Here is a 14160-nt window from a genome sequence, read left to right on the forward strand (position 1 = left end):
ACAAAGGTGCGAGTGCCTGTGTAGGAACTTGCAACTACGTCCCTGTTTTACGAGGCTTCGACATTTCCTTTGTAAGTAAAAAATCCCACTACTCGATAGATGTAGTGGGATTTTTTGGCTCTATAATATTTGTTGGGGTAAAAGAAAAATAAAAAACACGCAATCTCCTATTTTTGTTATCATTGTTTAAACCACTAAACCAAACAAAAAGGAGATGCGTGCAATTGAATTCTAACATAACATTACCTGGGTTGGAAGAAGGAAATATATTAGATACAGAAGTACGAGAAGGTATTTATTACATTAGGTGGGAGTTGGAGAGAACCTCTCATCGTTGTCCACAGTGTGGAGAGTGGACAAACAAGGTACACGATTATCGTACGCAGAAAGTCCGTCATCCTAGCATATTCGGAAGGCAAACGATTATTTTTTACCGAAAGAGAAGATATAAATGCGTTTTCTGCGGAAAGCGATTTTTTGAAAGAAACCCTTTAGTCAAACGTTATAAAAGACAATCCATTGAGTTTAATCAAGTATTGTCATTAGAGCTTGTTCATGGAAAAAGCTTTCGAGACGTGGCGACACGTTTTCATACATCGCCAACTACCATTATGCGTCGATTTGATGAGATTACTGCATCGAAGATGAAGGAAACACAAGCATTGCCTAAAGTGATAGCGATTGATGAGTATAAAGGGGATGCAGGGAACGAGAAGTATCAAACGGTTATAGCTGATCCGATTAATAGAAAACCTTTAGAGATTTTAAAAGATCGTAAAAAAGATACATTAGTGGATTATCTAAGGATGCATGGTGAGAAGGTAGAATTTGTAGTCATGGACATGAGTCCATCCTTTAAAGCAGCTGTTGATAAGGCATTAGGGCACCCCATTGTTATCGCCGATCGTTTTCATTTTACACGATATATATATTGGGCTTTAGAAAGAGTGAGAATTCGTGTACAGAGAGAGTTTCATGATTATGATCGGAAGAAGTGTAAACGTATGCGACATGTGTTTTATAAAAAGCAATCGAAGTTAACGAAAAAGCAACAATGGTATTTAGATCGCTATTTACACATGTCACCAGATTTAAAACGCGCCCATGAGTTAAAAGAAGCGTATATTGTCTGGTTTCAACTAGCCAAGGCCAACGGCCCTACTGCTTTAAAAAATACTAAAAAGTATCTCTATCAGTTTTATGAACTTGTGCAAAATGCAGGGCTGCCGGAATTCCTAAAAGCAAAAGAAACCTTTCATAATTGGCAAAAAGAAATTATGAATAGTTTTGCCTTTGATTTACATAATGGTTATATCGAAGGAATCAACAATCAAACAAAGGTTATAAAACGAAATGCATTTGGATTTAGGCGATTCGATCGCTTTCGAGCAAGAATACTATTACATCATCAATATAAAAAGAAAGTGGTTTAATATAAATAGGAGTGAGCTAATTGCTCACCCCAACATTTGACTTAGAACCGATTTTTTAAATGATTTGATTTCATAATTTGTGATGTCTAACTATGGTTGGACCTTTTATTCCTTAGGTTATTAATAACTATCATTACATAGTTTCTGAAAAGTGATGATAAGAAATATCTTGTAAGGCTGCTTTATCAGCAATAATCTTGACATTCTGATGTGTTTGAAGAATAGATGCCGGAAACTCTTCACTTACATTACCATTGACCAGTTTTTCTAACGCCTCTGCTTTTTCACTCCCAGAAACAAGTAAGAGTATTTCCTTTGCTCGCATGATCGACTGAATTCCCATTGTAATTGCCTGATTTGGTACTTCGTCGATCGAGTCAAAGAAACGTGCATTTGCATTTCTTGTAGATTCATCCAAGTCCACGACATGCGTTTGACTTTCAAAGGAAGTACCAGGTTCATTAAAACCGATATGCCCATTTCGTCCGATTCCTAGAACCTGAATATGAATACCGCCTGCTTGTTGAATGCGATCTTCATAAGATGTACATTCAACGGATAAATCTTTTGCTATTCCATTAGGTAAATGGATATTTTTATATGGAATATCAACATGATTAAATAGAAATTTTTGCATGTAATAATGATAACTATTTTTATCTTCCTTGTGTAAACCAACATATTCATCTAAATTAAATGTAGATACATTTGCAAAGGAAATTTGATGCATACGATAAGCTTTAATTAAATGTTGGTAAAGACCTTCAGGAGTTGAACCAGTCGCTAACCCAAGAACTGGTTTATTTAACTGCTTTATGGTATTAATTACATGTTGGCTAGCAAGCTTACTCATTGACTGATAATTTTCTGTTTGAATTATTTTCATTTTCATCCGACCTTCTTTTTTAAAATTGAACATATACAGTTGTCTATACATGTTAATGTACATTGAAAGTTAATTCTGATAAGCTATTTTTAATAATTATTTCAGTGTATAATTGTAAAGCTATAATTATGGAAGACAGTGCTGCTCAATTAGCTTAGGATATGCTACATAGAGTGCGTCTCTAACCCAAAATATGAGTAAAACGCGACAATTTTGGTGAATAGAGCGTGTCTAAAACCCAAAATACAAGTAAAACGCGAGAATTTTGGTGAATAGAGCGTGTCTAAAACCCAAAATACAAGTAAAACGCGAGAATTTTGGTGAATAGAGCGTGTCTAAAACCCAAAATACAAGTAAAACGCAAGAATTTTGGTGAATAGAGCGCGTCTCAAACCCAAAATACAAGTAAAACGCAAGAATTTTGGTGAATAGAGCCATCTATAATTCAAAGTACAAGCGCATTAATGGGAATTCTAGTAAAGAGACAACAAAGACTTTCTTATCCTTGTTCGTTGAAGCCGTGTCTGCTAAAAAGGGACCGTCTGCATTAAAATCAAAAAGCGCAACTTTAGGATTTCATTCAAGATACCTTATTAAAGTTGAATCCATTAAAGGAGTATTAAAATGATTGATAAAAATTCACCTATACCAATTTATTACCAATTAGAAGAATATATAAAACATCAAATTGATAATCAAAAGTGGCTGCCGGGAGAGCTTCTTCCATCTGAAAGAGAATTTGCAGAACAATATCATATCAGCCGTATGACAGTCCGCCAGGCTATAAATAATTTAGCTGCTGCTGGCCTTCTGTATCGTGTGAAAGGGAAAGGAACCTTTATTGCTCAACCTAAATTTGAACATGACCTTTCTGGTTTAACGAGTTTTACAGAAGATATGATGCAACGAGGCTTAACGCCGTCTAATCAATTGTTATATATTCAACTGCATAATCAACCGAGTCAAATTGCGCATAAGCTTCAATTACAATCAGAGGATTCTTACTATGAAATTAAACGAATACGCTTTGCAGATGAAGACCCCCTTGCATTTGAAATTATTTACACCCCGAAAAAACTAATTGGTGAACTGGAAGAAAAATATTTACAAGGTTCTTTTTATCAATATGTTGAACAAAAAATAGGAAAGCACATTATTGTTGGAAATCAAACAATTGAAGGTGCTCTTGCAACTAAAGAACAAGCTAATTTCTTACAAATTAATGTCGGTGATCCGGTATTAATTATGGAAAGAGTAAGTTATCTAGATCAACCGATAGAAGTTCCTATTGAATTTACTCAAACGATATATCGTGCAGATAAATATAAATTTCACCTCACGCTTCATAGAGATGAACAAACCAAGGGCTAATTTAGTTGAGCCTTTGGTTTTTTATATTGGCTCTCGTATTTCTAGTTGATGTACACTAACAACGAAATTTTACAACTGGAACATAAAAATTCCCTGAATTCACCTGAGCTTGGAAAAAAGTACTTACTCATCCTTGTGTAATATAAACCAACAGGAAATTAGTATAGTTGTATATACCAGTTAATTGTATTTTACTAGATATAAAGAAAATATCAAGTTATTTTTAAAAAATTTCCCCTGAACCTAATGAAAGTAATAACAAAATTCATGGACGAGAACAATGCTGTTTTTTACTTGTTAAACTATTGTTCCGTTTAGGAAAACCGGTATAATTAACCTTAGTAAATAACTAAAAGTTTGAGAGGTACTATAATGGGATCTATATTGAAAGGAATTCAGCAAAAAATTAATTATTTATCAGAAGCAGAAAGAAAAATAGGAAATTTTATTTTACAATATCCTGATCTAGTTCCGAACATGACCACAAAGGATATGTCTAAAAAAACTGGCAGTAGTGAAGCTACCGTTGTACGATTTTGTAAATCTGTCGGAATCGAAAGTTTTAAAACATTAAAGCTAGAACTAGTTCGAGAACTTTCCCAAGCCGATAGACAATTAACTGATTTTTCGATTTTAGAAACAAAGGGAGAGCCTTTTGATTTTTTTCAACAAGTGGTTCATGTTAATAAAATGGCGATTGAATCTATGCTCTCGTCAATTGATCGAAAGGCACTAGATAAAGCGGTTAATCTATTGCAACAGGCGAATCAGATATTATTTTTTGGTGTTGGTGGTTCTTCTACAGCAGCATATGATGGATATTATAAATTTACCAGATTAGGATACGCATGTACTGCTCCGCAGGATTTTCATTTGATGCTTTCCACAATTCCTTACTTGAAAAAAACAGACGTTCTTATTGCAATAAGTATGTCTGGAAAAACTAAGGATGTAGTTGATCTTGCTGAAGTAGCGAAGCGTAGTGGAGTTACTGTCATTGCAATTACGAATCTAGATAAATCCCCTTTATATAAAGTAGCAGATATTCATTTATGTACACCAACCGTCGAGCATGATTTTAGGATTGGGAGTATTCCTTCACGAATGACACAACTTACAGTAATCGACGCACTTTATTTGAGTATTTTTCACTCTAAAGGAGATCAAGTTTTATCGAAATATCAAGATGCTAGAAAAGAAGTTGAACGATTAAGGCGTTAGGAGAGAAAGACAACAGTTAATGAAATTAAATTTCATAATTTACTAAAATATTATTGACTAATAGTTTCGCTATTGTAAAATAAAATTAAGAATATTAGGAAAGGGAGTGGAGATTTGTTAGATAAATTACCGACTGAACAACGTAATCCCAAGACGATGGATATCGATACAAAATCTATAAAAGAGATTCTAGAAATGATGAATCGAGAAGATTTTACAGTACCGCAAACGGTTCAAAAAGAAATTTCTTTTATTGAGGAAGCAGTTCACCGAACAATTCATTCGTTTAAAAGTAATGGTAGATTAATTTATATTGGAGCTGGAACTAGTGGTAGATTGGGAGTGTTAGATGCATCTGAATGCCCGCCAACGTTTGGGGTTTCATCAGAAATGGTGAAAGGATTGATTTCCGGAGGATTGGAAGCGATTACAAAAGCGAAAGAGGGAGCGGAAGATTCTGAAGCAATGGCAAAACAAGATCTACTAGATATTAAGTTAACAGAGCACGATACTGTAATTGGAATCGCTGCGAGTGGTAGAACCCCATATGTAAAAGGAGCGCTATCTTATGCAAATGAAATAGGAGCGTCTACTGTTGCCATTAGTAATAACAAAAATTCAGAGATAGGTAAAATAGCTGAAATTGCCATCGAGGCGGAAACAGGACCTGAAGTCATAACAGGATCCACAAGACTAAAAGCAGGAACGGCACAAAAATTGATCCTAAATATGATATCTACAGCTTCTATGATTGGTGTAGGAAAAGTATATGAAAATCTAATGGTAGATCTCAAACCAACGAACAAGAAGCTAGTAGATCGTTCCAAGCGAATTATAATGGAAGCCACACAAGTGGATTATACTACTGCAGAAAACTACTTACAAAAAGCAAATAACTCCGTCAAGACAGCCATTGTAATGATTTTATTAAATTGTAATGTAGACGAAGCGATACAACATCTAGATCGGGCAGAAGGATTTATACGTAAAACGAAATAGGGGGAGAGACAATGAAGAAGGAAGAGAGGATTGCAAGAGAGATATTAGAACATATCGGTGGAAAAGATAATATTCGTTCTTTCACACATTGCATGACTAGAGTGCGTATAGATATAAAAGAGGATGAGAAAGTGGATAAGTCTGCTCTGAGAGAAATTGAAGGGGTAATGGGTGTCATTGAAGATGACGTGTTACAAATAGTAGTTGGGCCAGGTACTGTAAACAAAGTAGCTGCTTACATAACAGACATCACTGGGATTAAAATTGGTGATAGTTCTGAATCATTTGGTGAAGATGTTGCTAAAGAAACAAAAGAAGGTATAAAGCAAAAAAATAATACTCCAATGAAAAATCTTCTACGTAAAATTGGAAGTATTTTCATTCCTTTAATCCCAGGTATTGTAGGTTCCGGGATTATTAATGGTGCAGCAGGATTCTTGAAGAATACTGGTGTTGATCCAACATTAACATGGATGCAACTGTTAACTGTATTAGGCGGAAGCATTTTTGGTTATTTAGCCATTGTGGTAGGTTGGAATACAGCTAAAGAATTTGGTGGAACTCCAGTATTAGGGGCTATTGCAGGTATTATCACAATGAATCCAGCGTTAGCTGATATTTCATTGTTTGGAAACAATCTCACTCCTGGGTATGGAGGATTAATTGGTGCCATGTTTGCTGCGTGGCTGATGGTTTTCTTTGAGAAGCAATTCCGAAAGATGATCCCAAGTGTGGTGGATATAATTTTCACACCAACACTCACTATCCTTACAGTTGGAATGTTGACGTTAGTAGTAGTACAACCAATCGCCGGTATCCTTACTGAAGGAATTACAGTGGGAATAAATTGGGTGTTAGATGTTGGAGGAGCATTTGCTGGTGCAGTATTAGCCGGTTTCTTCTTACCATTGGTCATGTTTGGTTTGCATCATGGATTAACTCCTATTCATATGGAATTAATTAATGCATATGATGCGACTGCACTATTACCTATACTAGCAATGGCAGGTGCGAGCCAAGTAGGTGCTGCAATTGCAATTTATGTTAAAACAAAAAATCAACGTTTGAAAAATGTTATCAAAGGTGGTCTGCCAACTGGCTTCCTCGGAATAGGAGAACCGCTTATTTATGGGGTTACCTTACCTTTGGGACGTCCATTTATTACTGCTTGTATCGGAGCTGCAGTGGGGGGAGCATTCCAAGCAACGATGAAGACGGCTTCATCTAGTATAGGTGTTTCTGGCTTACCTTTGATACCGTTAATTGTTGATAATAAATTTTTATTCTACTTTATTGGGTTGTTAATCACATACACGGCAGGATTTTTAGTAACATATTTCTTCGGATTTAAAGAATCGATGGCAGATAATCTAAAATAAAATTCCTGTTTAAGAAGGCTCCTGTTAACGGTTGTTTAGGGGTCTTCTTAGTAATAAATCAAGTATAAAGCAAAATGATATGGAGGGCTTCAGATGATAGGGATATCCGTATTTTTAAATGATCCGAATCATCAGCAATGGGAAAGATATATAGATCAAATGAATGCAAGTGGATTTAAAGGGATATTTACTTCCTTGCATATTCCAGAAGATAATCCAAATGTTTACGTAGAACGTCTTCAAAAATTAGGAGAACTTGCTAAGAAAAATAATATGGAGCTAGTGGCAGATGTATCCCCAAAATCATTAGATTATCTTGGCTATACATGGGAGAATGCTTATGAACTGATTAGCTGGGGAGTTACTGGTTTACGAGTGGATTATGGTATTGATGACTCAACCATTGCGGATCTTTCTAATCAGATGAAAGTTGCACTTAATGCAAGTACGATCACAGATGAAAATATAAATCGTATTACCCGTCTAGGTGGGGATTTATCTAATATGGAAGCGTGGCATAATTATTATCCTCGCCCAGAAACAGGTTTAGGTTTAGAAGATTTTAATCGAAAAAACCAATGGTTAAAAGCGATTGGTTTAGAAGTAATGACCTTTATACCAGGTGAAGAGACATTACGAGCGCCATTATTTGAAAGGTTGCCAACACTTGAAAAGCATAGAAAAAAATCAACGTTTCTATCATTCGTTGAATTCGATCATAACGAGTGGGTAGACCATATATATGTTGGGGATCCAGGGATCAGTGAGATATCAAAAGAACAAATTCATCAATATATACATGAAAATGTATTCCCATTAAGAATAGATGTATTAACGAAGGATGAAGAAATAATAAAACTACTAGATACCAACCATACTAATCGAATGGACGCTGCAAGGGATGTGGTCCGCTCTGTAGAGTCAAGAAGTTATGCGAGCAAAGGAAAAACGGTAATAAAACCTCTAGGAATAGATACAAGAAATAAGGGTTCGATTACGATTGATAATAGTAATTACGGTAGATATCAAGGTGAAATACAAATTACAAAGGTTGATTTACCTAAAGACAATAAAGTAAATGTGATTGGTAAAATCGTAGAAGAAGACATATCTATTGTAGAGTATATGAACGCTGGAGCGAGGTTTACTTTTCTTTTTGACGAATGAAGAAATAACTTCAATTTTATGATTATCTTAGAGTTAGTATTTAAATAAAATATTGAAGATACCAATTAATTAATGAATCTCCATAAAAATAGGATATGAGAATACCAATCGCGATAAAGGGACCAAATGGAAATGGTTTATTACGTTGAATTAAATGGACAGATAATAAAACAATGCTGATGACAGAACCGATTATGCATGCTAAGAAAAATGCTAGAATAATTTTTTCAACACCTAAAACAATACCTGCAAGGCCAAGTAATTTCATATCACCAGCCCCCATCCCGCCTCTACTAATTAATATGATAAGAAATATAATACCGAAGCCTATTGCAGCACCTGTAAACATAGACCACCATGGATCTAATGGAAGTAAAAGTCGTAAAATAATGAAGATGGGGAGAAAGAAAAGTAACAATTTGTTTGGGATCACCATGTATATAAAATCTGAAATGCAAATTATAACTAATAAAGATGTAAGTAATAAGGAAATAATTATTTCCCACTGTAAACCGATGTGATAATAGCTTACCGTAAATAAAATCCCAGTTATGATTTCTGCTACAACATGGAGCGGATGGATTCTTGTTTTACATTTTCTGCACTTCCCCCTTAGATAAATATAAGAAACAATAGGAATATTATCGAACCAACGAAGTTGATATTGACAATGATCACAACATGATCGGGCATTAACAAAGGGCATCTGTTTGGGGAGTCGTAAACCCACGACCATAAAAAATGAGCCCAAAATAGCTCCGAGGATGAAGAAAAATAGAGGGTGAATATTAAACATAAGCGAGGCTCCTGACTATTTTATTATCTAAAATATGAGGGGGGAAGAAGTACAAGTAAGTAAAGAACGGAATATGTACGTTTCTTTCTAAGGGAATACTAGGAGTTTAACCTATTATACCATTAGATGGATATAATTGAAATAATTTTCTGACCTTTCAGAATGAAAGAGATGTAGCTTTGTTAGAATCATTAGTTGTGTTGGCTTTATTGCATACATATTGCTTCTACTACTATTTATCAAGTTATATATTAAATTAAAACCATTAATGTAGAGGATATACTATCTACAGATAAATAACTTGAGACGTAAAGAAACACGGCCGTAACAAGGCCGTGTTTCTTCATAGTATCCCCATTCTTCCAAGTATCCCTAATAAAACTAAAAATCCGATGATGATCCAAAGAAGGTTTTTTCGAATAAATGGTGGAATTCGTTTTTTTCTTCGCCAACGATTTGGGTCAAACTGTACAGCGTCATCATCTGCAGCAAACTTTGTTCTACGTCTCATCCAAGGGGAGTAGCTAGCTACATTCTTTAATAATAATGGCGCATATATAATACCACTAAGAAATCCAAAAAGATGACCAAGGATACTAATATTAGGTCTTATAAATGTCATTACTAATCCAATACCGACAATGACAGCTATCATTTGACTGCTCGATTGATCGATTAAGTCTTTTCGATACATAACCATGAATACATAAATACCAAATAACCCGAAAATTGCTCCAGAAGCTCCTAAATGAGCATAACTCATTGGTTGTAGGAAGAATATAGCAATATTAGCGGTAATTGCAGTGCCAAGATAAGCAAGAATAAATTTGAATCTTCCTAGCATTTGTTCTAATGCTGGTCCAAACAATACGAGTGAAAATGAGTTAAATAGCATGTGCATTAATCCGCCGTGAAGAAAAATCGGCGTGATTAATCGCCACCATTGTCCAGCTTCAATTGCTGCATTGAATCCAATTCCATAGACTTCAATAAACCTGCCGATTTGTAATTGCAATAAATCATTAATAGCCCATAATGTTATATTAATAATGACTAATACAGAAACAACAGGATAAAGACTCATAAACTCTTTAATACTTCGTTCATTACGTATAAACAATGAGGAATCCCCCGATACATGTATAATAGGTAATAGTAGTACCTTATAAGAAATACTATCATTATAATACGGAATTATATCAATTATGACCAATATAAGGTCTTTTAAACAATTTTAAACCTCTTAAATTAAGGAGAGAGCACGATGATTTGTGGAGTAGGAATTGATATCATTGAACTGAATCGAATGGAAGCGCTAATAGAAAGAAATGAGCGTTTTATAGAACGTATTTTAACAGAAAATGAACAAAGAAAGTTTCAACGTTTATCAGCCAATAGAAAAGTGGAATATATAGCGGGCCGATTTGCTGCTAAAGAGGCATTTGCTAAAGCTGTAGGTACTGGTATTGGTAAGGTAAGTTTCAAAGATATAGAAATTATTAATAATGACTATGGAGCACCAAATATGAAAGTGAAAGGATATAATGACAACGTCATTCATTTATCTATTTCACATAGTAAAACATATGCCGTTGCAAATGTTGTTTTAGAAACACGTGAATAATGGAAAATGCATAATTGTATAGTTTGTCTCATATATTTTAGTGCGGTAGGAGGGAACGAAGTGTATATTGTCACCGCGGAAGAAATGTACGGAATAGATAGGGAAACGATGGATAGTATCGGTGTAGACGGAAAGATACTAATGGAGAATGCAGGTAGAGAAGTAAGTAGGGAAATCAAAAAAAGAATAACGAAAAAGGATGTCATTTTAGTACTTGTTGGCGGGGGGAATAACGGAGGAGATGGATTTGTAGTAGCTCGTACTCTACATGTAGAAGGTTATAACGTAAAAGTAGTCCAAGTTGTCGGGGATGAAAAAATTAAAGGAGATGCAGATTATCATAAACGTTTGTTTCTTCGATGTAACGGATTGATAATTTATCTAGACTCGTTAGGGGACGAAGTAAAGTATATGATAAAAGATTCAGCAGTAGTTGTTGATGCAATGGTAGGAATTGGTGTGAAAGGGAAATTAAAAGAACCCATATTATCCATTGCACAAAACATCAATGAATCGAATAAACAAGTGATTGCTATCGATATCCCATCTGGACTTACAGCAGAAGAACATCACTCTGAATTTTATGCTGTACAAGCTGATACAACGATTGTGATAGGAGCCTTAAAACAGTCGTTATTTTTACAAAATACAGCTTCCTTTTATGGAGATTGGGTTATGGCTTCCATAGGTTTTCCATCTGAAGTTATTCGTCGTTATACCGATAAACAATGGTGGGACCAAGAAGCGTTTCAATCTTTTTTTCCTAAACGAAAGGAGAATTCCCATAAAGGAATGCATGGCAGAGGGCTAGTAATAGGAGGTAATCATTTAATGCCTGGATCTGTCATGATGACCACAAAGGCAGCGGTAAGATCTGGAGCTGGATTGACGACTATGGGTACTTCTAAAGCCGTGATTTCTATGATGGCTTCTAGTTGTAATGAATCCATGTATATACCCATTCAAGAACAAGACGGCTATCTATCCGATGCATCGGAGATCGATTATTCTGCATATGATGCAGTAGCAATAGGAATGGGTATTGGAAGAGAGAAGGTAACTCATCAACTTATTCAGAATGCAATTACTGCAGTAAAAGGTATACTACTTATAGATGCTGATGGACTTTATCATACAAAAGAACAATTGCATGTATTACCATCCCGTCAAACACCTACAATACTCACTCCGCATCCTGGAGAATTTGCATCTTTACTAGATGTATCCATATCGGAAATATTGCAAAAGCCATTCAGCTATAGTAAGGAGTTTGCAGTAAAGTATGGAGTATATCTAGTATTAAAAGGAAAGTTTACTATTATTACAGCTCCAACAGGCAGACAAGTTGTAGAGTCTGGAGGAAATCCTGGTCTTGCTAAAGGTGGTGGCGGAGACGTATTATCAGGAATTATCCTTGCTATGGTAATGCAAGATCAACCGATATTTGAAGCAATCTGCAATGCTTGTTATTTACATTCTGCTTCAGCAGATAATTTGGTGAAAGAAAAACACTCCGTCTATGATTTAACTGCAACTGATATAATTGAAGGAATTCCTAATGCCCTGCGTACATTAACTTCTAGTGAGTGAGAATAGTTCCCTTTGTTAATTGAGACAAGGGAGATATGCTGATGAAAAAACACAATGCTTTTAAAGTAGCATTTATATTAGTAGCTATTGTAGGTTTGCTGGCAGCATGTGGTGAAAAATCACAAGAAGATGTTGTAGCAAAACTTCAAGAAACCACGGAAGATTTGGAAGGTTATAAGGCAACTGCTGAAATGGCCATGAATACTGGTTCAGAGGAACAAACATTTGCAATTGATGTATGGTTCCAAAAAGATAATAAATATCGAGTGAAATTAGAGAACGGTATGGATCAGCAGGAAAGCCAAATTATATTGAAAAACGACGATGGTGTATTTGTGTTAACTCCAGCTTTAGATAAAAGTTTTAAATTCCAGACAGAGTGGCCAGATAATAGCAGCCAGCCATATCTGTTTCAATCATTGGTAACAGATGTAGTAAATGATCCAGAGGCTACTTTTGAATCAACAGATAATCATTATGTCTTTAAGACAAAAACAAATTATCAAAGTAATAATAACCTTCCATATCAGGAAGTTTATTTCGATAAAGATGCATTCACCCCAGCGATGGTAAAAGTATTAGATAAAGATGGCAATGCATTAGTGAATGTAACATTCTCCAGTTTTGAATTAGATCCGACATTCGCAGAAGACGATTTTTCAATGGAGAAAAATATGGAAGGTGCAGGTAATAAAGGAGAAGAATCTTCTGCTTCAGAGGATGTGGAAGCGAGCGGCAGTGTTACGGATGACTTAATGATTGTATATCCACAATTTACTGCGGGTGCGGAGAATACAAGTAAAAAAGAAGTTGAAATGGAAGATGGTGCTCGTGTCATTCTAACGTTTGAAGGCGAGAAAAACTTTACTTTAGTGGAAGAAAAGAGATTATCTGAAAATGTAATTTCTCAACCACAAGAGGTAAATGGAGAAATTATTAACCTTGGAAATACAATTGGAGCATTGGAAGAGAATACACTTCAATGGACATTTGGAGGGGTAGATTATACCCTTGCTAGTGACGAACTTACAAGAGAAGAAATGATTCAAGTAGCACAATCGGTGCAAGGACAGGTCGTAAAATAAAAGAGATAATAACAGGCTCACAATAATTGGGGCCTGTTCCTTTGTCTACAGGTGTTTAGTGTAGTTCCTCTTTTACTCTTAGTACAAATCTTTTAGCATGTTTGAAATATTTATGCATATATTTTACAGGAGTTCCAAAAGATAAGTGAAACATTTAAAGAAGTATAACTAACATCATATACCACCATTTCTGCAGGAATAAACGACAAATTCATATATTTTTTTAACAAAATCGCCAGAACCCCTTTGCAAATCGACCGATGGAATGCTATTATAAAATAGAATTTAATATCGTTCGTTAACAGTTGTTGGAGGTGCATGGTTTTGTCAGAAAGTTTACAAGAAATCATGGTGAAGATGCCAAAGAACCTACTAAGTGAGGTGGATGGGTTAATGAAATATGAAAATAGCGATCTAAGCGATTTTATTTGTGAAGCAACGCAAATTTATTTAAACCATAAAAAAGAAGAGCATATTCAGCGCTTCCACGAAACTATGCAGCGTGGTTATGAAGAAATGGGACGCATTAATTTGACGATTGCTTCTGAGGCCTTTCAAGCTGAAGAGGAGGCTGAAAACACCCTAGAGCGCTCTGTGATCGGGGTGTAA

Annotated in this window: 13 protein-coding genes; 10 read left to right on the plus strand and 3 right to left on the minus strand. The window is 35.3% G+C overall.

The genetic code is table 11. From position 1 onward, the window contains the following. The first annotated feature begins 218 nt into the window (after positions 1 to 218). On the plus strand, positions 219 to 1433 hold the full coding sequence (locus OB_RS03275; RefSeq protein ID WP_081427489.1) for an ISL3 family transposase: 1215 nt from the start codon (positions 219 to 221) through the stop codon (positions 1431 to 1433). A 133-nt stretch (positions 1434 to 1566) separates the two neighbouring features. Here the strand turns inward: OB_RS03275 and nagB are convergent, their stop codons facing one another. After that, positions 1567 to 2319 (minus strand): glucosamine-6-phosphate deaminase, encoded by a 753-nt coding sequence (gene nagB / locus OB_RS03280; RefSeq protein WP_011065015.1) that lies wholly within the window; start codon positions 2317 to 2319, stop codon positions 1567 to 1569. 624 nt (positions 2320 to 2943) lie between these two features. Between nagB and OB_RS03285 the strand changes: the two genes are divergently transcribed. The 5 genes from OB_RS03285 to OB_RS03305 all read left to right on the plus strand — a co-directional run bounded on the left by OB_RS03285 (position 2944) and on the right by OB_RS03305 (position 8456). Continuing rightward, complete coding sequence (locus OB_RS03285; protein ID WP_011065017.1) at positions 2944 to 3690, plus strand: GntR family transcriptional regulator; 747 nt, start codon at positions 2944 to 2946, stop codon at positions 3688 to 3690. Positions 3691 to 4062: 372 nt separating this feature from the next. Continuing rightward, positions 4063 to 4911 (plus strand): MurR/RpiR family transcriptional regulator, encoded by an 849-nt coding sequence (locus tag OB_RS03290; protein ID WP_011065018.1) that lies wholly within the window; start codon positions 4063 to 4065, stop codon positions 4909 to 4911. Between the two features lie 114 nt (positions 4912 to 5025). Beyond that, positions 5026 to 5910, plus strand: coding sequence for an N-acetylmuramic acid 6-phosphate etherase (gene murQ, locus OB_RS03295; RefSeq protein WP_011065019.1), 885 nt, complete (start codon positions 5026 to 5028; stop codon positions 5908 to 5910). An 11-nt stretch (positions 5911 to 5921) separates the two neighbouring features. Further along, a complete protein-coding gene (locus OB_RS03300) occupies positions 5922 to 7289 on the plus strand; it encodes a PTS transporter subunit EIIC (protein ID WP_011065020.1) in 1368 nt (455 codons plus the stop codon). Positions 7290 to 7382: 93 nt separating this feature from the next. After that, positions 7383 to 8456, plus strand: coding sequence for a DUF871 domain-containing protein (locus OB_RS03305; protein ID WP_011065021.1), 1074 nt, complete (start codon positions 7383 to 7385; stop codon positions 8454 to 8456). A gap of 40 nt (positions 8457 to 8496) precedes the next feature. Here the strand turns inward: OB_RS03305 and OB_RS03310 are convergent, their stop codons facing one another. Continuing rightward, on the minus strand, positions 8497 to 9252 hold the full coding sequence (locus OB_RS03310) for a prepilin peptidase (protein ID WP_011065022.1): 756 nt from the start codon (positions 9250 to 9252) through the stop codon (positions 8497 to 8499). A gap of 343 nt (positions 9253 to 9595) precedes the next feature. Continuing rightward, complete coding sequence (locus OB_RS03315) at positions 9596 to 10372, minus strand: rhomboid family intramembrane serine protease (protein ID WP_011065023.1); 777 nt, start codon at positions 10370 to 10372, stop codon at positions 9596 to 9598. Between the two features lie 144 nt (positions 10373 to 10516). Here OB_RS03315 and acpS point away from each other — a divergent pair, with 144 nt between their 5' ends. From acpS to OB_RS03335, 4 genes are all read left to right on the plus strand, one after another. After that, positions 10517 to 10876 carry a holo-ACP synthase gene (gene acpS / locus OB_RS03320; RefSeq protein ID WP_011065024.1) on the plus strand — a complete coding sequence of 120 codons (360 nt, stop codon included), beginning with the start codon at positions 10517 to 10519 and terminating at the stop codon, positions 10874 to 10876. 60 nt (positions 10877 to 10936) lie between these two features. After that, entirely contained in the window at positions 10937 to 12466 is a 1530-nt protein-coding gene (locus OB_RS03325; RefSeq protein ID WP_011065025.1) for a bifunctional ADP-dependent NAD(P)H-hydrate dehydratase/NAD(P)H-hydrate epimerase, read from the plus strand. 41 nt (positions 12467 to 12507) lie between these two features. Then, a complete protein-coding gene (locus OB_RS03330; protein ID WP_011065026.1) occupies positions 12508 to 13551 on the plus strand; it encodes a LolA family protein in 1044 nt (347 codons plus the stop codon). A 324-nt stretch (positions 13552 to 13875) separates the two neighbouring features. Then, a complete protein-coding gene (locus OB_RS03335) occupies positions 13876 to 14160 on the plus strand; it encodes a CopG family ribbon-helix-helix protein (RefSeq protein ID WP_011065027.1) in 285 nt (94 codons plus the stop codon).

Source organism: Oceanobacillus iheyensis HTE831, assembly GCF_000011245.1.
GTDB lineage: Bacteria > Bacillota > Bacilli > Bacillales > Amphibacillaceae > Oceanobacillus > Oceanobacillus iheyensis.

Bases quoted from the DNA above. Each gene is read 5' to 3' on its own strand.
- OB_RS03330 (WP_011065026.1), top strand. From the start codon at position 12,508: ATGAAAAAACACAATGCTTTTAAAGTAGCATTTATATTAGTAGCTATT.
- OB_RS03290 (WP_011065018.1), top strand. From the start codon at position 4,063: ATGGGATCTATATTGAAAGGAATTCAGCAAAAAATTAATTATTTATCA.
- OB_RS03305 (WP_011065021.1), top strand. From the start codon at position 7,383: ATGATAGGGATATCCGTATTTTTAAATGATCCGAATCATCAGCAATGG.
- nagB (WP_011065015.1), bottom strand. From the start codon at position 2,319: ATGAAAATAATTCAAACAGAAAATTATCAGTCAATGAGTAAGCTTGCT.
- OB_RS03285 (WP_011065017.1), top strand. From the start codon at position 2,944: ATGATTGATAAAAATTCACCTATACCAATTTATTACCAATTAGAAGAA.
- OB_RS03310 (WP_011065022.1), bottom strand. From the start codon at position 9,252: ATGTTTAATATTCACCCTCTATTTTTCTTCATCCTCGGAGCTATTTTG.
- OB_RS03300 (WP_011065020.1), top strand. From the start codon at position 5,922: ATGAAGAAGGAAGAGAGGATTGCAAGAGAGATATTAGAACATATCGGT.
- acpS (WP_011065024.1), top strand. From the start codon at position 10,517: ATGATTTGTGGAGTAGGAATTGATATCATTGAACTGAATCGAATGGAA.